This is a genomic window from Amycolatopsis sp. cmx-11-32, assembly GCF_047608695.1.
In the GTDB taxonomy this organism is placed as follows: domain Bacteria; phylum Actinomycetota; class Actinomycetes; order Mycobacteriales; family Pseudonocardiaceae; genus Amycolatopsis.
Genome location: NZ_JADNQN010000010.1, coordinates 228435 through 253999 on the forward strand (window position 1 = coordinate 228435; position 25565 = coordinate 253999).

Below are 25565 nucleotides of genomic sequence, written 5' to 3' on the forward strand. Positions count from 1 at the left end.
CCTACTTCGAGCGAAAACTGTCGGTAACTAGTCAGGCCCCTGGTTGGAGTCGAGCCTCCTGACAGGGCGTTTACGCCGCGAAAGCATGCGTAATCACCACCGTGCCCGGCACTATGTCCGCTTTTCAAGATCGAATAGGCGGCTTGGTAGTCTGGACCGTTCTGCGTGCCGTTGACCTGAGCATATGTCGCGCCGGGGGTACCTGACTACTTGCGACTATCGGTCAGTCATTGGTCTGGGCCGATTGAGTGATCCGCAACGTTATGTCTCACGAATGGTGATCGCGTCGATACGATGTGACGTCGTGTGGATTGTCTATCGCGACCCGTTCTCTTGTGCGCCGCGCCGGGGTCGTGTGTGAGTACCGAGGGAGCCGAGCAGCAGAACGATGCGCTACCGGTGCTCGATCTTGTTCGCGTGGGGGCTGGCGCGGGTCGTGCAGATGAGTGGACGTGTCCGTCGTCGTTGGGCTGGAAGTCTCGGCCGAGATCACGCTCGGTAAGCCGCTTCCCCTACGAGCGCTTGGACGATTTCGTTCTGCGCCCAGTGATGGCCGCCCTGGACAAAGTCGAGTTTGACGGGTTGTCGGCGGACGAGGCTATCTCGGAGGTCCAGCGCCTGGGCAAGCCGACGCATCCTGGGGTCACCCGGTTTGCCGAGCATGCGACACGCCTGTATCTCGCGTCGCACCGGCGAGGTGACGTCACCATGAGGCCGGTGCGCGAGTTGTGGGTGGCTCAGCGGATCACCAAGTCGGTGGTGTGGGAGCTGTACGCGTGGGGACGCCGGTATGAGTCGGTTGACGGCCGGCTGCGAGAGTTCCGTTTCCTGCGGTTGGGCGATGTGGGCTCTCGTGTGCGGGACCCGACCGAGATCGCGCTCGCGGCTTACGCCGCCGCCTTCGGCGCACCGGCGGCCTGGCCGGAGCCGTGGTCACAACCTTTTCGCCCGAGCGGCAGAGTAGGTACGGAGCGCGTACTGGTGGTGGACGTCGGGTTGGTCGATGGCTCGATGGAGCCGTACTTCGACGGCACGGCGAAGGAGGTCGAGGAGTACTTCGCCGAGCACGGTCGGGACCAGGTCGGCACGATCGTGGCGGGCGGTGACGCGGTTCCAGGCTCGGGGTGCGCGAGCTGCAAGCGAGTCACGGTGTGCGACGGGCCGATCCGGACGCCTGGACTGCTGGGACTTGACTCGTCACAGGGACCATTACGGACGGTCTCGGTTAGCGGTCTTCGGTATCACCGTCAGTGTCCGGCGCAGGCGTACCTGCGTTCGGTTCACCTGCCGCGCACGTACGAGTACAGCCCCGAGGCGGAGCTGGGGCAAGCGGTGCATGCGTGGCTGGAGGCAGCGCACGAGGCTGAGCCGATCGCATGCGGTCCAGAGGCTCTGCCAGCGCTTGGCTCGAGTTGGTCCGCCGGGAAATGGCAGATCACTGGCGACCTGGCGGACGCCGGCATCCGCATGCTGGCCCACCACGTCGAGGTGTGTCCTTTTCGCGAGGCGCCGGAGATCGACGCCGTTCGGGTCGAGCCGCAGTTGACCTTCGCCGACACGACGGCGCGCGCGATTGTGCTGGCGAAACCTGATCTGGTGTACCGGGAAGCCGGGCAGTGGGTCTGGCGCGAACTCAAGACAACCCAGAAGACACCGCGGACCTTCACCGATCCGTTGCGGGAATTCCCGCAGCTCGCTCTCGGCGTGGCGGTGCTGGCCGCCGGCGCGCTCGGTCCCGGCGGCGCGGGTCGCGTCGAACTGGAGATCTTGCGCCCGACGGGCGCGGAGATCGTGCTGATCGACCCCAACGACGACGAGCGGGTCGAGACGGCCCGCGCGGTGCTGCGCGAGTGGGCCGCCCCGTGGCGGACGGATCGCTTGTTCGAGGCGCGACCGGGCCGAAACTGTCGGGGGTGTCCGGTATCACTGTGGTGTCCGAGCTACCAAGGCCCGGACGGGAACGGGAAGGACCACCACACCGGTGCCGCGTCAGCAACAGCAGTCGAGAGCTGAATCCGTTTTCGAGGGCGAGACCCTGCTGAGGATGGTGGCCAGCGCCATCGTGCGGCTCTCGCAACAACAGGGTCCGCAGGAGCCCGTCTACGACGCCACGGTGCAGAACACCTACAACCAGCTCGTGTTGCTGTGCCTGCGGAAAGGACACACACCGCCGGCCAGCGTGCCGGACATGGTGCGGTGGGCGGCCGAGCACCCGATCGGTGAGGACCCGTGGCCGTGGACGCTGCCCGACGACTTCGACGGCGGTGCGGCCATCCTGGTCGACGGCCAGACACACACCCCGACCCAGCAGTGCTGGGAGTGGCGGGTCGCGGCGCGCGACGTCGCCGCCGAACAGGTCGAGAATCAACTGATGCTGACGGCTATTGCCGAATGCCGGGCCGCGAACGCGCCCGAGTCCTACACCGTCTTCCGACGGCTGCTGATCCGTCAACCAGTGCTGACCGATGCCGAACGCGCCGCGCTCGCCGACGACCTGGACCTGGAGCTGCTGCACGATGTGATCAAGCGCTGCTACGAGCCCGCGCCAGCGTCATACCTGCGCGACAGCGCGTACGCGCTGTGCGCGCGGTGCGGGTGTCTGCTGGCGCCGATCGGCCGGGACCGCTACGTCTGCGAACTGGACCGATGCCGACGCGACCAGCATCCCCGGATCGGCAAGAGGGTCGAGGCACGCCGTGGCGGTGGCGTCTACCAGCTCAACCGGCCGATGCGGATGTTCATTACCGGCCCTGGGCTGGCGGAGACCGATCTCGAAGCCGCGCTGTTTGAGCGCGGACTCCGCCCGGAGATGTGGCCCAACTTCGACGCGTACGACCTGCGCATCACACTGCCGCGCGGACGCGTGTGGGCGATCGATGTGAAGGACCGCGCCAATCCCGCGCTGCTTGGCCGCGGCGCGCAGCGGTTGCGGCACGACCCGCCTTACGACGAGGGTTTCCTGGTCGCGCCGCAGTACCGATTCGACGAGCGCGAGGACTATGGCCGGGTGTTCGCCCACCACCGTCCCGACGAGCTGACCGGCCAGGTCGACCTGATCTCCGACCGCGACCTGCTGGCGCGCGTGGATCGAGAGCTCCGGCGTACCCGCCGCGACGAGGTCGTCGCCGACGTGAAGGGGACTGCCAATGCGTGAGCGCAGTGGATGGCACGCCCGTTTGCTGGGCCAGCTCACCCCGGTCTGGCCGGATTCCCTTGCGGATTTCCGGCCGGGGCAGATGCTTGATGTGGAGCTTGGGCTCTACCTGCTCTGCTCGGCGACGCCGGGACACACCGCGCAGGATGCCTGGACGCTGTTCGGCGGGTACCCCTACAGCGAGGTGTTCGGGGCACAAACCGCCGACACGGCGCTTCGGGTGATGCGCGGCCGGCACTACCTGTGGGATATGCGCCGCCGCCGGGAATGGATCCGCGCAGTCGAGGCGTACTTGCGCGTTCCCGAGGAGCTACGCGGCTATCGCCTAACCGGCATCGACAGCACACCGGAGCAACGTGAGCCCAGCCGTGCGGCGGACCGGTTCGACGTGTACGAAGCGCTGCTGACCACACCGCCGTCCTTCGCGCGCCAGCCGCTACCGCTCGCGGGGCCGGGGGAGTACGAGTTCTATGTGCGCGACCGGCGCTACTCGGTCGCCTTCCCGCCGGAGCTTCTCGCTGACATCCCTGCACCGGTCGGGCACGACCTCAACGGGCTGCCGCCCTGCGGCGGAGCGCCGATGGAGGTCACGTGGGCGGAGCTGGAAGACGCTGCGGCCAAGATGGACGCGATCGAGCAGAACCTGCCCGGCAAGTCCAACCACTGGGCGCACCGTCTGGGACGCGTGCAGTTGCTGATCCGCGACGACGCCCGCGGCGAATTCGCCGCGCCAGAGGATGAGCGCCTGCGGGTCGACCGGATGATGAACCTGGTCGGCATGGTGGGCGCCGGGAAATCGACGCTGCGCGACATCCTCGCCTTCTGGGCTGCCACCGAAACCGGACGGCGCATCACGATCGTCGTCGGCGACGTCGCCGAAACCCTCGCGATCGTCAACCAGTTCACCCGCCTCGGGGTCGATGCCGCCCCGGTCCTGGGCCACTCGACGCGCGAGCGCAACCTCGAACGGCTGCACCGTCGCATGGCCTCAGCCGGAGCCGAAACCATGCTCGGCCACGACCACCCCAGCTTCGACTACCTCAGCAGCGCCTGCCCGCTAGACGCGCTACGCGGCCTGGAAGCACGCCAGCCCCTGCGGATCGCCGAGGCACCCTGCAACGCGCTCTACCCCGTCCAGCACCCCGATCCCGACGCTGACGACCTCCTCGCCACCAGCAGCAATGACACCGCCCGTTCGTCCCGAACCGGGCGCCGGAAAAGGCACGGCTGTCCCCTGTGGACCGTATGTCCCCGACACCACGGCGCGCGCAGCCTGGTCGATGCCCAGATCTGGGTCGCAACCCCGGCGAGCCTTGTCCACAGCGGCGTCCCGCCGACGCAGCAAACCGAACGCCTTCGCCAGCTCGAGGCGGCCTGCCGCTTGAGCGACCTCGTCATCGTGGACGAGGCTGACCGCGTACAGATGCAGCTCGACCGTGCATTCGCTCCTGCCACCACACTGGCGGGACGGTCGCCGAACTCCTGGCTAGACGAGGTCGCCGGCCACAAGGTGGCGGAGCTGGCACGCCGAGGACGGCTGCAGCTGTCGGCCCAGGATGTGGATGACTGGACAGGCGCCGTCGACACCGTGTCGGCAGCCACCGACCGTCTCTACGCGCTGCTCATCGGCACCCCACCGCTGCGCAGCTGGATCACCGCGGACTACTTCAGCGCGATGACACTGCACCAGTGGCTGATCCGGTCCTGGTTTCCCGACCTCACCGGGCACGACGACGAGGCGGCCACGGTGGGTGCCGCGGCGCCGGACCACGCACAGCGACAGGCTTGTATGGACCATGTCGAGGCCGTCCTTGACCAGTTCCGCGACGACCCACTGGAGGAAAGGGCACCGCGGGACCCAGCCGATCGAGTCACCCCCGTGGCGAACACGCTGGTGCACCTGACTTTGCAGCTGCTGCACGCTCACCGCGACTCCTTGATCCGTCAGCGGCTGCGGGACGTGCTGCTCGATCTCGTCGATCACGACCCGGCTATCGCCGATGATCTGGAAACCCACGCCAAACGCTTCGAACTCACCCTCATCCTGGCGGCCTTGCACCATCGGCTTGACCGGATGACCATCCTGTGGGGCAGAGTGGAGGCCGCGCTCAACCTGGAAGCGACGTCCAACGTGCTCTCGCGCCGTCCGCCCAAGGACTACGAGCCCGTCATCCCGGAATCGCCCATGGGCAACGTCCTCGGCTTCCAGTTCCAACTCGGCGAACGAACAGCCGACGGCGACCAGAGTGGCGAGCTACGGTTCTTCCGCTGCAGCGGCGTCGGACGCGAGCTGCTGCTCGGCTTGCCCGACCTGCCCCTCGTGGACGATCGGCCCGGCCCGAACGTCCTGCTCATGTCAGCTACCAGCTGGGCCGGCACCTCCACCCGCTACCACGTCCACGCTCCGGTCGACGCCGTCCTGCGACCGCACGACGACGAGGTCGCAGCGATCCTGGACACCACGATGCGGACCCAGTTCCTGTACTGGCCCGGCACCTCGCCGCCGAAGCCGCTGAGGCTCTCCGGAAGCGGTCCAGACGATCGCGAGAAGGTCTTGGAGCAGATGCTCAACCAGCTCGCGGTCCCGGACCGCAGCCTCGGTGACGCCCCGAGCATGCTCGACGCGGAACTGGCCGACATCGACGACCCACAGCGGCGTCGGATCCTGCTGCTCGTCGGCAGCTACGCCGAGGCGAAACATGCCGCACGCCATCTCGACAGCATCCCGGAATGGAGCGGCCGGGTCACCCAGCTCGTCTCCGACGATGCCGATCTCGACAACAGCTGGATGGTGCTGCGCCGCGGCGAGCTGACCAAGTTTCCCGACATCGGCAGCGACATCCTCGTGGCTCCTCTGCTAGCGGTCGAACGCGGCCACAACATCGTCCTGCCCGGAGGCAAGGCAGCCATCGGCAGCGTCTACTTCCTCGCCCGGCCACACCCTCGACCAGACGACATCGCGCTCGCCATCCACGCCATCAACGACTGGGCCGTACGGCAAATCCGTAACCCAGCCCGCACGTTCCACACCGACGCCCTCGCCGCTGGCACACCCGACCAGGCCGCACTGGCATTCCGCAGGCGAGCGCGCCAGGAGTGGAACCGGTTCCTGACCCGGCAAGTGGCGTGGAGCAGCCTGACGCCGACCGAGAAAACCAGCTTCACCTGGGACCAGCTGGTCGTCATGTGGCAGGTGATCGGCCGGCTGGTCCGCGGCGGTGTCCCCGCGAGGGTGGTCTGCGTCGACGCGGCCTTCGCGCCCCGCCAAGCCGGCTTCCACGCCGTCGACACCCCCGACACCAGCCTGCTGGCGAGCATGCGCGCCGTCCTCGACCCGTACTTCACCGCCGCCCCAACTACCACTCCGCTCGACCGATCGCTCGTGCAAGCCCTGTACGAGCCGCTGTATCGGGCACTCGGCGACCTCGACTGAACCCGCGACCACGACAGGGAACCCCATGGTCTTCAACGAAATTCAACCCGCCGCGTTCATCCCTGATCCCGACAGCGGGCCGTTCCACGCCGAACTGCACACACTGGCCTTCCCCGCATCATGGCGCGAACCCGTGCTTGACCTGTACAAGTCCAGCAAGTCCGACGCAGCACAGGCAAAGATCAAAGAAGTGCCGATCAGGTCGCTGAACTCGTTGATCCGCACCGTCGCGCCGGACCTGGTCACCGTCGACGCGAACGCCTCGTTCGACGCCACCCAGCCCTGGCTCTACAGCCGGACCGACCACCCGCCACACATCCTCTCCCGGATGGTGCACGCCTGGCTGCGCAGCCTGCAACCCACGGCAGAGGGCTTCCAACGTTTCAGGCAGACCGCGCGCGTGCTCGACGTGGACTCGTTGCGCTGGCAGTCCGACACGGTGGACCTCCTCGAGCATGACCTCTCGCCAGGCGGAACCTGCATGCCGGCCGCACGGCTCTACCGGGTCCTCCCGGAGATCCTGGCCGACCGCATCGCGGCCCAACAGCCCTACGAATTCGGTGGCGAACAGGTGCGGTTCCACCGGGTCGCCGTCGACGCCCGCGCGAACGGCGCCGAACTGATGTCCTGGCCGCCACTGAAACACACCACCAAGGTCAACGACAAGGACGCCCGCAACCGCTACGGCAGCCATCGAGACTGGCGTTACTCCGCCGTGATCAGCGTGTCGCTGCGTACCGTGCCGTTCTCCCCGATCCCGCGGATCTACCTGAGCACCCGAATCCGCCGATGGGTCTCGGGCCAGGTATCGATGTCAGGGACGCAACGGGTGTCCGCCTACTTGCTCACAAAGGAACCATTCATCAACGACGGCCAGCAGCCCGGTCGGTTCGCCGTCGCCCAGTTCGCCTGGAACCCCCGCACCCGTCAGATCGAATGGGTCCAAGGGGGCCCGGAGGGCATGCTCGCCCGCGTCGGCGCAGTCGACAACCTCCCCGCCGCCGACGTCTTCGCCAAGGAAGCCGACAGCTGGATCGACGAACGAGACGGAATCAAGGGTGCCGCCAACTACCACACGATGATGGGCTGGCATGGTGTCGGTGCCGGGCTCATGCCCGCCGAACGACGCCGCCTCACCGAATGGGCCGCCGCCGCGCTCAAGCCCGAATTCATCCCGGCACCGGTGCTGACCCGCAGCACCATCAGACAGAACCCGACGAAGCTCCTCACACCGAAAGTTCCTGTTCCCAAGAAGGATGCGACGCAAGAACAGATCGACGAGGCGGTCACCAAGAATCGACTCATTGACCTCGACAATTCCGTCCGCCGTCGCGAGTACACGTCCCTCGCCCTCAACGGCCGGGATCTCACCGCCGTCCTGCTGTACCAGTCCAGCCACATGCGGCAACAACTCATCCACGCCGCAGAAGCCAGCCTCGGACTCGCCGACTACCGCGAAGAGGCCGGGCCGGACGTGTGGAGCTGGAACACACCCGACCTTCGAGTGCGCATACACGCCCGCGAACTCGGCGCCCTGGGAGCACCACTGGGCACCAGCGAACAAGCACCACGAAAAGGTCAAGAACACATCGACGCGATCGGCGACCGCCGCTCCGCAGTCGTCTCCCACCTGCGCGACCTCGCCTCCGCACTCGGCGAGGCAACCGTCATCACCTTCGTCGAACTCGACGGGCGCGACAAGTTCAAGCCACGAACAACCGACCCGAAATTCGCCATCCGGCTTGGCTGCGCAGACGCCAGCATGGTCAGCCAATTCTTCATCCCCGGAAAACCGAACGATCCCGACGATGATGCGGAGTTCCGTGTCGCTGCTGCATGGGCAGACGGACTGCGCCAACTCGGCATGCGCCTCGTGCCCGAACACACAGTGGGCGACAAGATCCCCGACGGCCTCAACCAGCTCGCCTTCTGGATCGTCAAACGCCAAGCCACCGGCGAGACAAATCGGTCACAATTCACCCCGGTCGCGGTCCTCATCCGCCCCGGGCAGAAGTGCATCCTCGGCCGGACGCCTGAGATGACCGAGTGGGTGCCCTACCCGCAGCTACTCGTCGCACTCACCGGCCAGGTACGCCCCCAAGACCTCTCCACCGCTGACCAGCAGACCAAGGCCGTCGCAGCCTTCGTCCAGAACACCCTCTACGCCATGCGCGGCACCCCCACACTCGTCGTCACCCACGCCCAGAACACCCGCAACCGATGGCCCTGGTTGACAAACAGCGGCCTCATCGCCGACCGCGTTAAGCTCGGTAACGGCCCAGCCCAACGCATCCGACTCTTCGGCCAGAACCTGCGCATCGCGCGTATTGCCACCAACGACCGAGACGAAACCCCGCAATGGTGGGCGCCGAAGAAAGATGAATCAGGCGGCATCAGCAAAGGGCTGTGGAGTCTGGCAAACATCGACGAGAATAGCCGTGTCTTCTACAGTACGAGCGACAAGACCGGAACGCACACGCTCTCCGTGGAATCAACGAAACTTACTCATCGAATCAACTCGAAAGGGAAGGAAGAAATTCGTCCGGATAAGAACGCCTGGAATCCGGAGCTCCTGGAAATCACTATGATTGGGTTCTCGGATGCTGTCGAAGCTGAACATTGGGCCATGTTCCTTCACCAACAGCGGTTCGCTGAAGACTACCGTGACGCGCTCGCCCTCCCACTCATCCAGCACGTAGCCGAACTCACCTCCCAGTACGGACTGCCGCACGACGACGAACCCGACGACTCACCCAACACCCAACTCGATCAAGCCGAGTCAACCGCCGAGGGCAAATAGTGTTGGACCGGCCGGGGATGCGCGGCGCTGGGAGAACGCTGGCCGAAGCCCAGTATCTGGCGTACTTGCCCACATGTGTCACCTCGAATGCAGCAGAAGTCGTACCTGATGTCCAGGGAGTGTGCTCATCGTGAGTGAGAACGCCGCGAAGTTGGCAGTGCTCATCGACGCGGACAACGCCCAGCCATCGATCGTCGACGGGCTGCTGGCCGAGGTCGCCAAGTACGGCACGGCCTACGTCAAACGCGCCTACGGCGACTGGACCGGCACCAGCCTGCGCGGGTGGAAAGACCAGTTCCTCGCGCAGTCAATCCAACCTATCCAGCAATCCGCCTACACCAGCGGGAAGAATGCCACCGACGCGGCGATGGTCATCGACGCCATGGACTTGCTCTACTCGGACCGCTTTGACGGGTTCTGCATCGTCTCTAGCGACAGCGACTTCACCCGGCTGGCCGCACGGCTGCGCGAGTCTGGCGTCACTGTCTACGGGTTCGGTGAGCGCAAGACACCGAAGCCGTTCGTCGTGGCCTGCGACAAGTTCATCTATACCGAGAACCTCACCTACAGCGCGAGCCCGGCGGCGCCGACCGATATCGCGCTCAAGCCGCCCCCGCGTGCATCGGCCGCACAGCTGAAGCAGGACACCGCGTTGGTCAGGCAGTTGCGCAACGCGATCGAAGCGGCCTCCGACGATGACGGCTGGGCCGCCCTCGCCACGGTCGGTCACATCATCACCAAACAGCGCCCAGACTTCGACGCCCGCAACTACGGCTACGCCAAACTCAGCGACTTGATCGCCGCGACGACCCTGTTCGAGCTGGACCGCCCGCAGCCCGGGTGACGGGAAACCCGCTGTCATCTACGCACTCGACAAACGACACCGCCCGGACAAGAAACCGAAAGCCACGCCGGCAGAGTTGGCAACCTCAACCGACTCGACAGACGGCGCTCCCGGGTGACTAAGGGGACCGCGCCGATCAGCATCGTCGGGTCCGCGTAGGAGTTGCAATGGACCCGGCTCACTGGACGAGGGCGGTGGTGTCGGTCTGTAGGGCTGTGTTGTCGAGCGCGCGGCCCAACGTGGGGCCTGGGTTCAAGCGGTCCATGGTGACTTTGGGCTCTGCCGCTGAGAGGCCCGGCAAGCCCAGCATGGCGTGCGAGCGTCGACAAGGTAGGTACAAATCGGTCGCAGCTGCCTCGTATGGTCCCTGCTTCACGTGGATGAGCTCACCGCTCGGTCCGATGAAGTCTGCGATCTCATGGGGCGAGGTTTGTCGAGCCAGCGTCGAGACGCCTTCCATCGCCACCGCTGCAGGCGCTGACTCGAGTACCGCGGCCGCAAGCAGAAGACTTCTCTCCGACTGCTTTGCCCGGCGAGCAGCTGGTCGCGCCCAGGACGTAAGAGCCTCCTTGACGTGCAGATCAAGACTGCTGGCCGCAGGCCACAGCGCTTCGACAACCGACCACAGCCACGCCTCCATGTTTTCCGCGGTGTTGTCGCGACTCGTTGTCCCGGGCGCCGCCGCATGATCCAGGCGTCGTAACACCTTTTCGACAACGGAGTAGGAGTTCGCGACAACCAAACAATGTTCGCCTCTGGCGATCGACCTGCTCACTATGTCGGCCAGGGTGTGGGTCTTCCCAGTGCCGGGTGGGGCGTACACGACGATGGGTAGCGCAGTGTCGGTGAACCGCTTCGGGCTGAGTAGGTCGGTGGCGTGGTGCAGGCGGTCGCGTGCGTGTTCTTGGGATGCGCGGGTTTCGGCGATGATGCGGGCTGCCGTGTCATCGGCCGAGCGGATGACAGCGGCCTTCGATCCTGGATCCTCCAACAAGCCCACTTGCTCGTCCTCGGCGCCTCCGTCGTAAGTAGAAGCGATGCCGATGACAGCTTGTCCTTGGCGGCGAACGTGGACGGCGTCGGTCAGGCTTCTGTGCAGGCGTGTGGCTTCGTCCAGTTGTCCCTGTGCGCCAGGGATGTCGCGGTCGGCGGCGGCACGCAGCCACCGGATCGCACGCTGGACATGACCAACGGCCAGGAGGTCCTGAGCGAGTTCGAGTGCGGCGTAGCCGAACTCGATGTCCTCGCCTTCCCGGATGATCTCGTCGGTCTCGGCCGGGGTCAGCATGTCGACCGCGTCCTGCAACTGGGCGAGGGTCGGTGGGGGCATTGCGTCGGCCGTCTCCTTCGTGCGCTGCACGAACGTGCGCCCTTGCTCGGGCATTGCCGCAACCCTGGTTTCGGCGTGGTCGTCCGGCCTGAGGTCGGTCATGCGCTCGCCTCCTTCTGTGTGCCGTACTCGGTGAGTTCGGGGCACTTCCGCGCGGCCTTCTTCGCCGCGCGCAGCACGTTGTTCAGGCCGTCGCGGCTGACGCGGAGCAAGGCGGCCGCGGCGTCGTAGGACAGTTGGTCGACGTAGACATACATCAGCGCTTGTCGTTGCAGCTCATCGAGCTGAGCGAGTGCACGGACGAGGTCGACGCGGGTGTCGATCAGCGCGCAGGTGTCCGTGGCGTGAGTATCCAGCCATCGGTGAAGCACCTCGTCGTCGGTGGCAACCGGGGCGTTGGTCTGCTCGCGACGCCAGTTGCCGATCTTGCGCCTGGCGAACCCATACAGGAGGCGGACCGCGTCGTCGTCTGGCACTCCATGGCGGCGGCGCCAGTAGACCAGCAGCTCTCCGAGGACTACCTGACGGATGACCTGGGCGGCGTGCGTATCGCCAACCCGCGTCAGGATGTAACGCAACAACTGGGGTCCCTGCGCGTGCAGGAGGTCGACAAATCGGGATTCGTCCACCTCCTGCACGCGAGTGGGCTCGCCGTTCACCAGGGCATGACCCGAACATCGGGTTGCCCGCCCACGCCACCGGAGAACGGGACGATTTCCATCGACCATTCCGCACCATCAGGGTCCTTGCTGGCCACACGCGCCGCAGACCCTGCGGTGGTGATGGTCGCTGCCACGTCGGTCATTGTGGCCGCGCGTTGCTGCGCCATTTCGACCCGGTGACGACCCAGGATCGCCGCTTTGGCCAGCCCGGTCAGCCCGCGCTGGATCACCACCACCGGCTCAGCTGGCTCCGGAGTGCCGTTTGTGGACATCGCGTCCCTCCATCGTCGTCAACAAGTTGGCACCCTCTATATGGGGCGCGGATGCCGGATCGGGTAACCCCAGGCAAAAATTGGCCTCTGAGCTGGCCGCCTCCCGTCCCCGCGCCGGGTACCCGGCCGCCCGCTGCGCGCCGTGATGCCCGACCAGGAGCTTGGCCCGGCCCTTGCTGGACGGGGCCGGGGCTGTGTCATGGCGCTGTGGGCGCCGCGTTAGGCGGCGGGCGGTTGCTGGCGGGTTTTGCGGGGTACGAGTGCGGCGGAGGCTTCGGCGGTTCCGCGGGCGAGTTCGGGCAGGATGTGGGCGTAGGTGTCGGCGGTAATGGTGATGCTGGAGTGTCCGAGCAGGGCTTGCACTTCCTTGAGGCTGGCTCCGGCGGCGAGCGCGATGGTGGCGGCGGCGTGGCGAAGGTCGTGCAGCCGGATCGGAGGGAGCCCGGCGGCGTCAGCGAGTTCTTGGAAAACGTCGGTGACCTTGGCCGGGTGCACAGGGGTGCCGTCGGGGTTGGTGACCACCAGCCCCGATTCCTGCCAGTCGTCTCCTGCCGCGAGCCGTTGCTGGTCCTGGTGCTCCTTGTGCTCGGTCAGCGTCTCAGTGGTGGCATTGTCGAGCGCCACGATCCGGCCGGAGGCTTCGGACTTGGGTTCACCGAACTCGACGTTCCAGCCGAGCTGGACCAGCGCGGAGGAGATGGTGATGTCCTGGGTGTCCAGGTTGGTTTCCGACCAGGGCAGGCCGCAGGCTTCGCCCCGGCGCAGGCCCCGGTAGGCGATGAGGTGGTACAGCGGGTAGTAGGGGTGGCCGTAGGCGTGGTCGAGGAATTCGCCGACCTGCTCGGGCATCCACACCATCACCCGGGACGGCTTCTTCCCGGTCTCCTTCCAGCGGCGGACCCGCTGGGGTGTCCACAGCAGCGCCTTGGGGCGTTTGCCGGAGGGCAGCTCGACGTAGGAGGCGGGGTTGAAGGTGATCAGCGGGACTGCTTTCCGGCCGCGTTTGAGGCGGATGGCGGCGTTGAGCGCGGCGCGCAGGGTGGCGCGGTAACGCTGCATGGTGGCCGCGCCCATGGTGCGCAGGCCGTAGACGGTGGCGCGGATTTCCGGGTCGTCACTGGCGCGGGCTTCTTCGATGCGGTCGTTGCGTTCGGCCATCGCGTCGAACATGCGGGAGATGTGGTCGATGGTGAGCTCGTCGAGCCGGTAGTGCCCGAGGTGCGGGATCAGCCAGAGCTGGATGTGGCTGCTGTAGGAGCGTTTGGTGCCGCCGCGGAGTTTCTTCCTCCCTGCAAGCCAGGTCTCCAGCCATTGTCCGACGGTGGGGATGGCGTCGGGGTCGGTGCCCATATCGAGGCGCTTGGTGACTTCCTCCGGTGTGGGGAGGGGTTCTTTGGCGCGCAGCGCGTCTTCGATGAGGTCGCCGACGAGGGTCAGCTCGGCGGGGCCGCGGTGTTCTGCGAGCTCGACAAGGTCGGCGACCTGGTCCAGTCCGGCCTGTGCTTCGGTCTGCCCGGCGAACCCTCCGCGCCGCAGCGGGCGCCGTTTCCCGTCGGCGCGGCGCGGGAGTTCAGCTTGGTAGCACCAGCTTCCGTGGTCCGAACTCCACGCGCCGCTGCGGCGCTTGAGTTTCGGGCAGGTGTTGCCGAGCCGTTTATCGGTGACGGGGTCGGTACAGGCACAGCGTTTGTAGGTGCGGCCTTTGATGCGTGTGGAGGCGCGTGGGGGCATTGCGGATAGTCCTTTCATCCAGTCCGCTGGTTTTGTGTGCAGCGGATATGGACGCTCGCGTGCGGCACAGAGGGGAAGCCGCTAGGACGAGGCTCTTTCGCCCAGTCCGAGAAGGTCGGCGAGGTGCGCGACGGCGACGACGTAATGGCGGCCGATGCGCGTGGCCGGGACGGGGAAACCGCCGCACTTCGCGAGTTGATATGCCTTCGTCCGGCCGATCCGGAGAATGCGCGCGGCGGTCAGCAGATCGGTTGTGACGCCCAGCGCGTGCAAACTGTCGCGGGACCACGGCGGCGGGTTGCCCGTTCGAGTGGCGGCGGTGAGGCGATCGAGATCGTGGACCGCGCCCGCCTCCTGGCCCGGGGTGGCGGTGCGGTGGACGCTGGGCTCTCGGTGTCGCCCGTCACGTTCCGTGGGCACGGTGTTCGATGTACGGGGGCCAGGGCAGTCCCGCCGGGCAGTCAGCGGTCCGGCGGGCGGCCTGCTGGCGCGCCTTGCCGTATCGCGGCGACGTGACGCTGATCGTGTGGTGTCCATCGACGTGGCACCTCCGGGACTACGCGGCGAGGTGGCGCGGCAGGGCGAGCAGGCGGTGCCGCAGCGCGCGCTGGGTGTCGGTCGTGGGGTTCTGCGCCGCCCAGAAGAGCGCGGTGGTGATCAAGGCGCGGTGGGCCGGCTGCTCGGAGAGCACCCACTGTTCGGCGGGCCGGAAGCGGCCGATCTCGTCGCGGGTGTTGAAGGTCTGGTACCCGGTGTACTTGAGATTCGTGAGGATCCCGGCGACGGCGGCGGGTTGCCAGCTGCTGCCGGGTGGCGGGTAGCGGTCGGGGTTGTTGTTCAGCCGCTGGGTGATCTGGTCGACGTCGAGTCCGGTGATGGCGCGCCAGTAGAAGATGTCTTGCACCACGCGGGCACGGTGTGGGTCCGGGGTCAGGCGGGTGCGGGCTCGGCCGCTGGCCGAGCCCGCGCTGGACACGGTCATGGTCAGGTAGCCGTAGGGAGGCTGGTGCAGGTTCCAGCCCTGCCGGATCAAGGTGGCGGTGGCCTGGTGCGCGCTCTGCAGGACCGCCGGCCCACCCTCGCCGACGACGGCTGGGATGGTGCGGTGCTGTCCCGCGATAGGCGGGGCCGCTGTGGCGGTGGTGTTCCGGTGGGGAGTTAGCCAGGCGCGGAGCTTGGGCCACCAGCGTCGGCGCGGGGTGTGAAGCGGGCGGGTGGTTCGCGGAGTGGGCATGGTGTCGTCTCTTTCAACGGTGGCGGCAGTGTTTTGGTCCGTGACTTGGGCGCGATCGAGGTGCGGGTTTCGTGCAGGGGCGGTCACCGCGTGCGGCTGTCGGCAGGGCCTTGTGTGCGGGCCCGGGGTCGTCGGGCCGCGGAAGGTGGCCGGGTCGCCGCAGGACGTTGCCGCCGCGACGTGCCGGTTGGTGCCCGGCGAGCGGGCCGAGCCGACGGTGCCTGGCGGGCGGATGGGCGTTGGGGTTGGCGCGGTGTCGTGAAGTCGAGGTGGTGGCCGAGTTCGGTGAGGTCGTCGAGGAGCTGGGCGAGGGCGTGGGCGGCTTGCTGGGGCATGACCCCGTTGCCCAGCACGCGCAGTTGCCCGGTCCGGGGTAGATCGAGGTGTTCGGCGGTGACCCAGCCCGGTGGCAGGCCCATGAGCCATTCCACGAAGATCGGGGCGAGTACCGGGCGGCCGTGGCGGCCGGGCTGGGTCGGGTACGGGGCACGGCGGCCGGTTATCGTTTCCCAGCGGTGGACCGCGGCGGCGTATTCACCCCAGTCCACCGCGCTGCGGTCGGGTTCGGCGGGCCGGGCGTGGGCGGTCATCGCTGTCGGTCTCCTTCTTGGATGAGTGCGGTGGTGTGGTGACGGCGATGACGACCGAGGGCAGCATCAGGTCGCCTTTCGAGCCGCGCTGGGCCGGGCAGCCCTTCGTGCCGTCAGTCGCGCGCGGCGTCGGCAAGAGCCGTTGCGTGTCCACAGCGGCGGTCCTCCTGTCCTGCGTGGTCGGTGTGCGCTGTAGGTCCCCAGACGCTCGGGGACAGACAGCCACGAAGCCCGCCTCCGTGGAACTTCGTTGCGCCGCACCACACCCCGGAACCCTCCGATCCCGTCGTCGGTTTCGTGGGCGTTGCGCTCGGCGTACGCCGGGATCTGGCTGAGTCGGCTCGCGCCACGCACCCGGCCGGAATCGGCCGCTGCGGGCTCGGCCTAGTGCCGGATGTCCGCGGAGGCGGCAGTGGTTTCACGACCTGGTGAACGGCGTCGTTGAGGTTGACCTGATGTCCGCCCGCTCGACGAGTCACCGGGTCGACCGGGCCGCGTGGTTCACCGTCGCGGGCTTGCGGGGTGGGCATCATCCGTGTTCCCGGTGTGCTGGGGGATGGCACACAGGAACACGCGTTCCCGGCGGTGGGCGGCGCCGATGTCGGCGGCGCGTACGCAACGCCAGACCGCGTCGTACCCCGCTTCGGCCAGCCCTGTGAGTACGCGGTCGAGGCCGCCGTTGCGCCAGCGGAGCGCGGCCACGTTCTCCACGACGACGAGGCGGGGTCGTAGTACGCGAACGGCGTCCACGATGTAGGTCCCCACAAGCCACTGCGGGTGCCTTTCTCGATGCCCGCGCGCCGTCCGGCGGCGGAGATGTCTTGGCAGGGGAATCCGGCGATCAGCACGTCAACCGGTTCGACGCGGGTGAAGTCGACCGCGCGCAGGTCGCCGAGGTTCGGTACGCCGGGCAGCCGGGCGGCGAGGACCTGGCCGGCATGAGGATCGGTGTCGGCGCACCACGCGATCCGGCCACCGAGTACTGCGGCGACGCCGAGGTCGAGCCCGGCCATTCCGGTGCACAGCGACCCGATCACCGGGCCCTCGGTCGCGGTGAAACGCAACTCGTCGGCGACCGAGGGCACGATGTCGGTGACGTCGTGGCCGTCAGGCGGCACGGAGTGCCTCCAGCGTCTGGTGCCGCTGTGGGGCCTGGTCTGCCGGGGGTGGGCAGCGGTGGCGGGCGGCGGCACGGTGGGCGGCGGCTGGGCGCCGGTAGTGGCGGTCCCATCCGCAGTCGCGGCAGTGCACTCGGGTGCTCACGCCGCCCACCGGCCTGGCCCGATCGCCCGGTACTCATCCCGCACCCGGGCGCCTGTGCCGGGACGCGGTTGCCGGGGCTCGTCGGCCTGTGAACGCATGAGGACGATCACGTCCTCATGCGAAATCAGGTGTAGCGGCAGCCCGGCTTCGCGTTGTTTGCGGATGAAGTCCCGCTGGAAGAAGCTGCCGCGGGCGACCAGCTCGTGCTCGGCGACGCGGGCCAGCAGTGCGACCGAGCGTTCCACTGGGACGAGCCCGGCGTGGATACCGCAGGCGAGGATCTGCGACGGGAGGTCGATCAGCTCGGAGTGTTCCCGCCATGGCCGCACGGTGATCGCCACGTGCCCGCCGGGCCGCAGGACCTGGGCGCAGGCGGCGAGGATGCGGGTGAACCCGGACAGCAGCCGGTGGTGGCCGATGTTGGCGAGGTTGCCGCGGTCGAGGGTGTTGCCGTAGCGGTGGTGGTACTTGTGCACCTTGCCGTCTCCGGAGGGGTCGCTGGCGGTGCTGACCTGGCCGTGCAGGGACGGCCCGTAGGGCGGGGAGGTGACCACCAGCGCGACCTGGCCCCGGTATTGCGGTGGGAGCAGCGTCTCCAGCTGGCGGGCGTCGCCGGCGACGACTTCACCGTCGTGGTCGTATCCGCGGTCGCGGGCGAGCTCGAGGTTCGCGCGCGCCACGGTCACCCAGTGCGCTCGTACTCGATCCCGACCGCGCGGCGCCCGTTGTCGATCGCCTCGACGAGGGTGGTGCCGATCCCGCACATCGGGTCGAGCACGAGGTCGCCGGGGCGGGTGTAGTGCCGGATGGCGTGCGCGGCGATGGCCGGGAGCATCTTGGCCGGGTGTGCCGTCGACTCAGGCACGAACCGGCCCTTGCGCTGCGCCGCCGGAGAGGTTTGCGCGGTCGCCCACACCGAGATCGGCACCTCGTCGGCCAGCCCGGTTCGCGTTGGCGGCGGATCGGCGGGATCGGCTGGGCCGGTGTCTGCCGGGCGGGCAAGGGCGACGCCGGAGGCGCCGGTGTCGAGGGCGGTGATGACCGCGCACGGGATGCGCACGGTCGGCTCGCCGGCCCCTCCGGATGACACGGACGAGCCGGTGACGCGGTTGGGATAAGCCGAGGTGTGCGGCATGGTGCACCTGTCTTTCGCGAGGGTCAGCGCAGAGGAAGGAGTGGGCGCCGCAGCGGGCGCGAGGCGGCGAGTCATCGGATCTCCGCCGGGTCGACGGGACCGCGCTCGTCGTGCCGACCGGGCGGTGTGGACGGCAGGTCGTGGTGGTCGTGTGGCTGTGCGAAGACCAGCACGTCGCCGTGCGCGTGCGCGTGCGGAGCGGGCAGATCGCGGAGCTGCGCCCGGTGCCGTGCGCGGGCGTAGTCCTCGGCCTCGGCGGGCGTGGCGGCGGGGTGGAGGTGGCCGTCGCGGATGGGGGTGTGCAGGGTGACGATGTGCTGGAGGTAGAGCAGGTCGGCGTTCTGCCCGGCGGCGACCATCGCACCCGTCGGGTCGACCAATCTGCCCTGATACCAGTCACTGTGCGTGTACACAGCGAGGATGCCGCCGACGGTCAGCAGACGGGCCGCGACAAGCGCGACCCGGTCGAGCGAGCCGCCACCAGCCTGATGCGGGGGCAGGGCGGTGATGACCAGATCGGCGATTCCGGCCGAGTCGCCGACAGCGGTGCCGGCCGCCCCGGCTGGGCGTGCCGGAATGAGCGAGGGCGGCGGTGACGTACCGGGCGCGGGGTGCGGCCGGTCGGTGACGAGGTCGGCCCAGAACGGCCGCGACGCTTTTGCCGCCGTGGCACGGTCGGCAGCGGCGAGGTGGACGATCTCGCAGCTGCGCCCGAGTGCCCGGACAGCCTCGCGCGCCGCCGCGAGTTCGCCGCCGGCCGGTGGCTGCGCCGGCCCGCCCGCCTCGGCCGAGGCGGGCCACGGGAGCAGGAGCACCCGGGCTTCGGGGTGTGCGAAGCCTGCCACGATGGTTTCCACGATCGGCACCGGCCACTCGGCGTGGGTGTCGATCGGGTCGGGGCCGCACGACCAGACCGTGGCCGGGGTCGGCGCGGTCGCGGTTGTCGCCCGCGTCCGGGTGGTGGTCGCGGTGCGCCGCGAGTGGGTCGGCGAACCGGTGCTCCACGTGGGTGTGGCAGCGCCGGGGTAGGGCGCCCGGTCCGCCATGTGGCGGGTGCGCGAGGGGCGGGTGGAGTCGCGTCGGGCCCTCGGGCGGTCGGCCGGGGGCTGCGAGCGCTGGGTCATGAGAAGCCTCCTGGGGCAGGGCGGCCAGCGCGATGCTGGCCGGAGTTCGTGCTGTCACTGACTAACTCCGGAAAAACGGCCTCCCGGGGACGCGGGTCGCCGAAAAAGTTCACCAAAGTCACTGCGGGGTCCGTTCGCCGGAATCAGAATTCGAAGGTTTCAAGAAGAGAAGCGCGAGAGCGGTTCGCGCATTCGATGTCGTATCTCCAGGAAGCCACACGACCACTCCGGAGTCCAGGACAAAGTTTTCGCAGTCGTGGCTCGTGAAGGCGCCTCAAGCCCCTACGCGACCACGTAGCGACTGAGGCGCCACTCTCCGAACGGGATCCACCCAGGGCGTTTCAATGCAGTTCAAAGGACGTTTCAAAGATCAAATAGCGGGCGATCAGTCTCCGTCGGCCACCTCATGTCCTGGTCATTGAATTTTCATATACCGAGGGTTTGAGGCGCTTTTGAAACGCTTTTGGCACGCTTATGACACGGTTTTGGGGCGCTTTTGAGGCGCCTCGGATGGCTTCCTCGTGGTGTTGCGATTCCCGCACCCATCAGGAGAACCGACCATGGATTTGTCCTTGCCGGAAAATGGCCCCGAAGCCGGTGTTTTATCGGCCCCGGGAGTACTCGACACCGCGCGCACCGCATTCGACTGGCTGGTGACCGGGCCGCATCCGGTCGCTCTCGATGGCCGCGACATCCCCGGGTTGCCGCCCCGCCTGGTGCCGCTGGACGAACTCGGGCTGCTCATGCTCGCCAAGGACTGCGCCCAGCGCACCCGGGACGCGGTCTGGGCGCGGCTGATCACCCGCTCCCGCCGTGACGGCGGCACCTGGACGGTGGCCTGTGTCGGGCTGGCGTTGCCGGTGCTGCTGCCGATCGCGACGCGGCTGACCCGCCGCTTCCGCGGTGAGGTCCACGACATCCACGCCGCAGTCCTCGCCGGCTTCCTCAGCGAACTCTGCGAAGTCGACCTGGCGCGGCCCGTGATCCTGGTGCGGTTGCGCTGGGCCGCCTACCGCGCCGGGCACACCGCCCTGCGGGAGTCACTCGACAGTCCGCCCCCTAGCTAGCGGCGAGATCGGGTACTGGTCGGCCGCGCCGCACCGCCCGAGCGGGCACCCCGACTTCGTCCTCGCCGCCGCCGTCAACGACGCGGCCATCACCGCCGACGAGGCCGCGCTGATCGGCTCCACGCGCCTCGGCGAACTCTCGCTGACCGAAGCCGCCCAGGCGCGCGGGCAGAACTACGAGGCGGCGAAGAAGGCCCGCCAGCGGGCCGAAACACGCCGGGCCGCATATCTCGCCGACCAGGCCCGTGCCGCCGACGCACCGCCCCAGGCTTCGGGCTCCGGCCTGCCGCGCGTGGGCTCGACGACGGCTGCCCGGGTGTCCGCGCATCCCGTTGTGCACGTGAGCCCGACCCGCCGCGTCCGGCTACGCAGCGTCACCCGCACGGCGCCGGGTCTCGCGGACAAACTTCGCCGCCCGGCGTCCCCGGACGCCGCGAAATCCGGAGTTAGAGGACGCGGGACCCGACTGTCCGGGCACACCTGCCAGCACCGCACGTCCTGGCGGCACAACGCCCCTGCATGCCCCACCCTGCCCGCTGCGCGCCGGACGAACACCAACCTGCTGCAGGCGCTGTGGCTGCTGCTCGCCGGGCTGCTGCTGACCGGGTCGGCCGCGTCGGCGGAGACGGTGCACGTCGTCGCCCTGGCACGCACCCTCGACGAAGTCTTGGACAACATCCGCGAGTGGATCATGGGGATTCTCGCGGGGATCGCGGTCGTGTTCCTGAGCATCGGCGGACTCCGCTACCTCATGGCCTCCGGTGACCCCGGCGAGATCGAGAAGGCCAAGGGCGCGTTCAAAGCCGCCGGGATCGGGTTCGGTCTCGCCGCGCTCGCGCCCATCGTGGTCGAGATCCTCAAAGGCATCGTGGGCGGTGTGTGACCGATGCCCACCCACACCCCGTGCACCGCCCGGTCCGCACGCGTCATGGTCGGCCCGCCGACGACCGCTCCGTTGTCGCAGGGCAGTGCTCGTCGCATACCGCCATCCCGTCGGCGGGTGTGGACAGGACGGCGCTCCCGCTGGCTGGCCGCACTGGTCATGTTCCTGGTGACCGTGCTCGGCGTAATGGTCTTGGCCTTCGCCACTCCCGGCCCGCACCCGGCAGCCGTCGCGCAACCCGCACCCGCCCAGCTGCTGCCGATCCCGCCGAACCCCAGTTGCACACCGGGCTCTACCGAGCCGGTCTGCCAGCTGCCCGCCACCAGCCCGACACGGTCGGTTCCGGCGACGCCCCTGCCGCCGATCACGACCCTGCCCGGCCCGGATCCGTCGTGTTTCCCCGGCTCGATCCTGCCCGGCTGCAGCCCGATCGGCAGCACCCCGCCAGCCGTGCCGTGCGAAGGCCCGAACTGCATTCCCCAGCCCACCTCACTCACCCCAGGCACCCGGCCGCTCGCACCGATCCCGGGCGCGGGCGCCGGGGAGGCGGACTGTGGGTTCGGCAGCCTGACCGGCTGCATGGTCAACGCGGCGACCGCGCTGTTCGCCACCGTGGTCGCCATCGGGTTGAACCCGCTGCTGGACCTGCTCGGCAAGACCTTGCTGACCACACCGGAACCGAGTGCTGTGCCCAATTTGGGGGCGGTGTGGACCGAGTCCTGGCACGTCCTGCTCGCCGCCTACGTGGTCTTGGTGTTGCTGGCCGGGATGATCCTGATGGCGTATCAGACGCTGCAGGCGCGTTACACCGTCAAGGAACTCGCGCCGCGTCTGGTCGTCGGGTTCCTGGCCGGCACGCTGTCGCTGTTCCTGGCGACCAAGGGCATCGAGATCGCCAACGCCCTGTCCCGCGCGGTGATGGGCGACGGGGTCGATCCGGCCACGATGACCCGCGGTCTCGTCACGATGGTGCAAGGGTCCCTGCAGGGCGGTGGGCTGTTCCTCGCGTTGCTCGGCGTCGCGCTGGTGGTGATGCTGCTGGTTCTGCTGGTCACGTTCATCGTGCGGGTGATCGTGACGATCCTGTTGATCGCCGCCGCCCCGATCGCGTTGATGTTCCACGCTCTCCCGCACACCGAGGGCATCGCCACCACGTGGTGGAAGGCCTACGGCGGGGTGCTGGGCATCCAGGTCGCCCAGTCGCTGACGCTGGTCACCGGGTTGAAGATCTTCTTCGCGCCGGGCGGGTTCACGATCTTCGGCCCGACGCCCTCGGCGCTGACGAATCTGCTGCTATGTATCGCGATGCTGTTCGTGTTGATCAAGATCCCGTTCTGGTTCCTGTCCCCGCTGCGCTCGGGTGGGCGGTCGTGGATCGGCTCACTGATCCGGGGCGTCATCGCCTACAAGACGATGGGATGCTCGGCGGTGTCCTGGGCGGAGCCAAGCGCGGCGGCCGGCACCCTCGCGGTGGAGGCCACGGGCCCGCGGAGACGGCGGATCCGGCGGCGACGCGCTCGGGCCAGTACCTGCTGCCGCTGCGCGTGCGGCGCGTGTCGAAGCCGTTCCGCACACCGCGCCGGGGCTGGGACGAGCACCCCCGGCCCGCCCTCGGCGACAGCGTCCCGGGACCGGGCCAGATGTCGCTGTTCACCCTGCGGCGTCACGGCGACACTGTGACCGCCAGCCCCAACCCGCGCGCGGTGCCACCCACGGATCTGCCCCACGCGCTCCCCGCCGACCAGCTCGGGTTGCCGATCACCGTGCGCCGCGACCCCAGCCGGGTACCGCGCCGCACCGTGGCCGACGACCTCGCCGCCGGGCACACCGGGCCACTACCGGCGCCGCAACCGGGGCTGTTGCTTCCGGATGGGCGGGTCAATCGCCGGGCCCGGCCACCGGTGACCTTGCGAGGCGGGCTGATCGCCCCGAGCACGGGGATGCTGCCGATCCACCTGCCGCCGCAGACCGCACGCCGTGCGCGGCACACGCTCGCCGACGACCTGGCCGACCCAGCCCGCACCACCCGGGCACCGCAGACCGGACCCGCGCTGATCTCGAGGTCCGGGGAGATCACCAAAGCGGCTCGCGCGCACCGCCGCCCGGCCCGCGACGCCTACACCGGCAACCGGCCGCTGGCCGCTGGCCAATACCCGCTCCCGCTCGGCGTCCACCGCCAGCCCGCACCGGCCGGGACACCGACGTCACCCGACCCGGCGCGGCCGAAGCGGGCAGGCATCCAGTTGCGGTTGCCGCTGGATCTGCCCGCTCGCCCGCGTCGTCCGAAGAAGAAGTGAGGAACCACGCTCATGTCCAGCCGCCTCGTTCGTATTCCCGCCGATGTCGACCGCCCTGACCGTGTGCTCGGCCCGCTGACCGGACGGCAGGTCGCGATCCTCGGTGTCACCGGGCTCCTGCTCTATGCCCTCTACGGCGCCACCCGCGGTGTTGTCCCGGTGCTGGTGTTCCTGTGCGTCGCGGTCCCGGTAGGGATCGCGGTGACGGTGATCGCGCTGGGGCAGCGTGACGGGCTGCCGCTGGACCGGCTGCTGCTGGCCGCGATCCGTCAACGCCTCGCCCCACGCCACCGGGTCTCCGCCCCGGAAGGGGTCCGGCCCGCCCCCGCCTGGCTCGCCACCGGCGTACAGCGTGACGAGATCGCGCCGACACCGTTGGAGTTACCCGCCCGGGGCATCGCTGGGACCGGCCAGGTGGGGGTGGTCGATCTCGGCCCCGACGGGCTGGCGGTCATCGGCGCCTGCTCCACGGTCAACTTCTCCCTGCGCACCCCCGCCGAGCAGGAGGCGCTGGCCGGGTCGTTCGCCCGCTACCTGCACTCCCTCACGGCGCCGGTGCAGTTCCTCGTCCGGGCCGAGCGGCTCGACCTCGCGCCGCAGATCGCCGAGCTGCGCCACCACGCCGGCGGGCTGCCACATCCGGCCTTGGAGGCCGCCGCCAGGGACCACGCCGACTACCTCGAGGACCTCTCGCAACAGGCCGACCTGCTGCGCCGCCAGGTGCTGCTGGTGCTACGGGAACCGATCCCCACCCTCGGTGCGGACGCCCGGCCCGGCGCCCGGTGGCGACCGGCTACGCACCGGCGTGTGGCCGACCCCGGTGCCCGTCAGGCCGCCGAGCAACGGCTGGTGCGGCGGATGACCGAAGCCGCCGAGCTGCTGACCCCGGCCGGAATCGTCGTCACCCCGCTCGACACCCCGGCCGCGACCGGGGTCCTGGCCTCGGCGGCCAACCCCGACACCTTCCTGCCGCCCTCGGCCGCGCTGGCCGGGGCCGACGACATCGTCACCAGCACCACGACCTTCACCGATCTCTACGCAGGCGACCGCAGCGAACCTCGCTCGACTGCCACGCCGCCCCGGATGTCACCGCCGTCCGGAGCTGGGCCGTGGCTGGGGGAGGACGAGGACTGGGACTACGACGACGGTGCGAGCTGAAAAGCCGCTCCAACCAGTGGCGACAAGAAGGAGGTGGACTGTCGCTCCGGCTAAGTGATCACTGAGCCGGTCTCCCAGGGAGCGAACTGCGCCGGTAACGGCGTGGGGAGAAGCCTCCCGGAAAGCCCGAAGGGCACCGCCGAGCCATGGCGGAGCCACGGGGCGGGGAGAAGACCTGACGGACGAACACCAGTGAATCCCTGATGAAGCCTCGTCATAGTCAGACCGCGTCATGGCAAGCAATCGGCGGTTAATGGCCCACCGGGTTGAGAAGCCCACGTGGCCGTCCGAGTCGTCTATCGGACGGCGTGATCACCACCGGGTCCGGGGTATAGGGGACGTCCTCGCAGGTCGTATCTGGAAGGAGCGGAACAGCGAAACCCCGTAAGGGTCCGAAGCGGATGCGTTTCGGTAAGCCACGGGCAACCACGGCAGAACTCCCTTGCGGGAACAGGAAGACCCGAGAAGCGAACGCCGCTGGGGCGAAAGCCCAGGGGAAACCGCAGCACCAGGCACCTCAGCCGCTGCGCATAACCCGGCGGATACCGGCCCGGTGGCCGGGCCCGAAAGGGAGCCCACGCGGGTCTG

Annotated in this window: 20 protein-coding genes and 2 pseudogenes; 11 read left to right on the forward strand and 11 right to left on the reverse strand. The window is 68.6% G+C overall.

The annotated features are described in order from the left end of the window. Positions 1-357 precede the first annotated feature (357 nt). From ACM6LR_RS27920 to ACM6LR_RS27940, 5 genes are all read left to right on the forward strand, one after another. The gene (locus tag ACM6LR_RS27920; protein ID WP_414944832.1) at positions 358-2013 is read left to right on the forward strand and encodes a PD-(D/E)XK nuclease family protein; all 1656 of its coding nucleotides are present in this window, start codon (positions 358-360) and stop codon (positions 2011-2013) included. Positions 2014-2044: 31 nt separating this feature from the next. Continuing rightward, positions 2045-3154, forward strand: a complete 1110-nt coding sequence (locus tag ACM6LR_RS27925; RefSeq protein ID WP_414944833.1) for a hypothetical protein — start codon at positions 2045-2047, stop codon at positions 3152-3154. Beyond that, positions 3147-6587, forward strand: coding sequence for a hypothetical protein (locus ACM6LR_RS27930; RefSeq protein ID WP_414944834.1), 3441 nt, complete (start codon positions 3147-3149; stop codon positions 6585-6587). The genes ACM6LR_RS27925 and ACM6LR_RS27930 overlap by 8 nt, the downstream gene beginning before the upstream one ends. A gap of 25 nt (positions 6588-6612) precedes the next feature. Continuing rightward, positions 6613-9387: a pPIWI_RE module domain-containing protein gene (locus ACM6LR_RS27935; RefSeq protein ID WP_414944835.1), complete on the forward strand. Its 2775-nt coding sequence runs from the start codon at positions 6613-6615 to the stop codon at positions 9385-9387. Between the two features lie 157 nt (positions 9388-9544). Beyond that, a complete protein-coding gene (locus ACM6LR_RS27940) occupies positions 9545-10231 on the forward strand; it encodes an NYN domain-containing protein (RefSeq protein WP_414944901.1) in 687 nt (228 codons plus the stop codon). A 178-nt stretch (positions 10232-10409) separates the two neighbouring features. On the opposite strand, the gene ACM6LR_RS27945 is transcribed toward ACM6LR_RS27940, so the two are convergent. From ACM6LR_RS27945 to ACM6LR_RS27995, 11 genes and pseudogenes are all read right to left on the reverse strand, one after another. After that, positions 10410-11663 (reverse strand): DEAD/DEAH box helicase family protein, encoded by a 1254-nt coding sequence (locus ACM6LR_RS27945; RefSeq protein WP_414944836.1) that lies wholly within the window; start codon positions 11661-11663, stop codon positions 10410-10412. Then, the gene (locus ACM6LR_RS27950) at positions 11660-12220 is read right to left on the reverse strand and encodes an RNA polymerase sigma factor (RefSeq protein WP_414944837.1); all 561 of its coding nucleotides are present in this window, start codon (positions 12218-12220) and stop codon (positions 11660-11662) included. Before ACM6LR_RS27950 ends, ACM6LR_RS27945 begins: the two co-directional genes overlap by 4 nt. Continuing rightward, positions 12217-12495, reverse strand: a complete 279-nt coding sequence (locus ACM6LR_RS27955) for a hypothetical protein (RefSeq protein ID WP_414944838.1) — start codon at positions 12493-12495, stop codon at positions 12217-12219. The genes ACM6LR_RS27950 and ACM6LR_RS27955 overlap by 4 nt, the downstream gene beginning before the upstream one ends. A gap of 219 nt (positions 12496-12714) precedes the next feature. Continuing rightward, complete coding sequence (locus tag ACM6LR_RS27960) at positions 12715-14226, reverse strand: tyrosine-type recombinase/integrase (protein ID WP_414944839.1); 1512 nt, start codon at positions 14224-14226, stop codon at positions 12715-12717. Positions 14227-14307: 81 nt separating this feature from the next. Further along, the gene (locus ACM6LR_RS27965; RefSeq protein WP_414944840.1) at positions 14308-14646 is read right to left on the reverse strand and encodes a helix-turn-helix domain-containing protein; all 339 of its coding nucleotides are present in this window, start codon (positions 14644-14646) and stop codon (positions 14308-14310) included. A gap of 136 nt (positions 14647-14782) precedes the next feature. Continuing rightward, the gene (locus tag ACM6LR_RS27970; protein WP_414944841.1) at positions 14783-15460 is read right to left on the reverse strand and encodes a recombinase family protein; all 678 of its coding nucleotides are present in this window, start codon (positions 15458-15460) and stop codon (positions 14783-14785) included. A gap of 83 nt (positions 15461-15543) precedes the next feature. Then, positions 15544-16050, reverse strand: a complete 507-nt coding sequence (locus tag ACM6LR_RS27975; protein WP_414944842.1) for a hypothetical protein — start codon at positions 16048-16050, stop codon at positions 15544-15546. 501 nt (positions 16051-16551) lie between these two features. Continuing rightward, entirely contained in the window at positions 16552-16815 is a 264-nt protein-coding gene (locus ACM6LR_RS27980; protein ID WP_414944902.1) for a DNA cytosine methyltransferase, read from the reverse strand. A gap of 68 nt (positions 16816-16883) precedes the next feature. Next, positions 16884-17063: pseudogene (locus ACM6LR_RS27985) on the reverse strand (DNA cytosine methyltransferase); the annotation flags it as partial. A 246-nt stretch (positions 17064-17309) separates the two neighbouring features. Continuing rightward, positions 17310-18448: pseudogene (locus ACM6LR_RS27990) on the reverse strand (TRM11 family SAM-dependent methyltransferase). Between the two features lie 71 nt (positions 18449-18519). Beyond that, positions 18520-19293, reverse strand: coding sequence for a hypothetical protein (locus tag ACM6LR_RS27995; protein ID WP_414944843.1), 774 nt, complete (start codon positions 19291-19293; stop codon positions 18520-18522). Between the two features lies 1 nt (position 19294). Between ACM6LR_RS27995 and ACM6LR_RS28000 the strand changes: the two genes are divergently transcribed. The 6 genes from ACM6LR_RS28000 to ACM6LR_RS28025 all read left to right on the forward strand — a co-directional run bounded on the left by ACM6LR_RS28000 (position 19295) and on the right by ACM6LR_RS28025 (position 24977). Then, positions 19295-19477 carry a hypothetical protein gene (locus tag ACM6LR_RS28000; protein WP_414944844.1) on the forward strand — a complete coding sequence of 61 codons (183 nt, stop codon included), beginning with the start codon at positions 19295-19297 and terminating at the stop codon, positions 19475-19477. Between the two features lie 655 nt (positions 19478-20132). Then, on the forward strand, positions 20133-20639 hold the full coding sequence (locus ACM6LR_RS28005; protein ID WP_414944845.1) for a hypothetical protein: 507 nt from the start codon (positions 20133-20135) through the stop codon (positions 20637-20639). A gap of 340 nt (positions 20640-20979) precedes the next feature. Then, positions 20980-21522: a pilin gene (locus ACM6LR_RS28010; RefSeq protein ID WP_414944846.1), complete on the forward strand. Its 543-nt coding sequence runs from the start codon at positions 20980-20982 to the stop codon at positions 21520-21522. A 3-nt stretch (positions 21523-21525) separates the two neighbouring features. Then, the gene (locus ACM6LR_RS28015; protein WP_414944847.1) at positions 21526-23202 is read left to right on the forward strand and encodes a hypothetical protein; all 1677 of its coding nucleotides are present in this window, start codon (positions 21526-21528) and stop codon (positions 23200-23202) included. Continuing rightward, the gene (locus ACM6LR_RS28020) at positions 23163-23819 is read left to right on the forward strand and encodes a hypothetical protein (protein WP_414944848.1); all 657 of its coding nucleotides are present in this window, start codon (positions 23163-23165) and stop codon (positions 23817-23819) included. The genes ACM6LR_RS28015 and ACM6LR_RS28020 overlap by 40 nt, the downstream gene beginning before the upstream one ends. Before the next feature lie 12 nt (positions 23820-23831). Further along, positions 23832-24977, forward strand: a complete 1146-nt coding sequence (locus ACM6LR_RS28025; RefSeq protein ID WP_414944849.1) for a PrgI family protein — start codon at positions 23832-23834, stop codon at positions 24975-24977. Positions 24978-25565 lie beyond the last annotated feature (588 nt).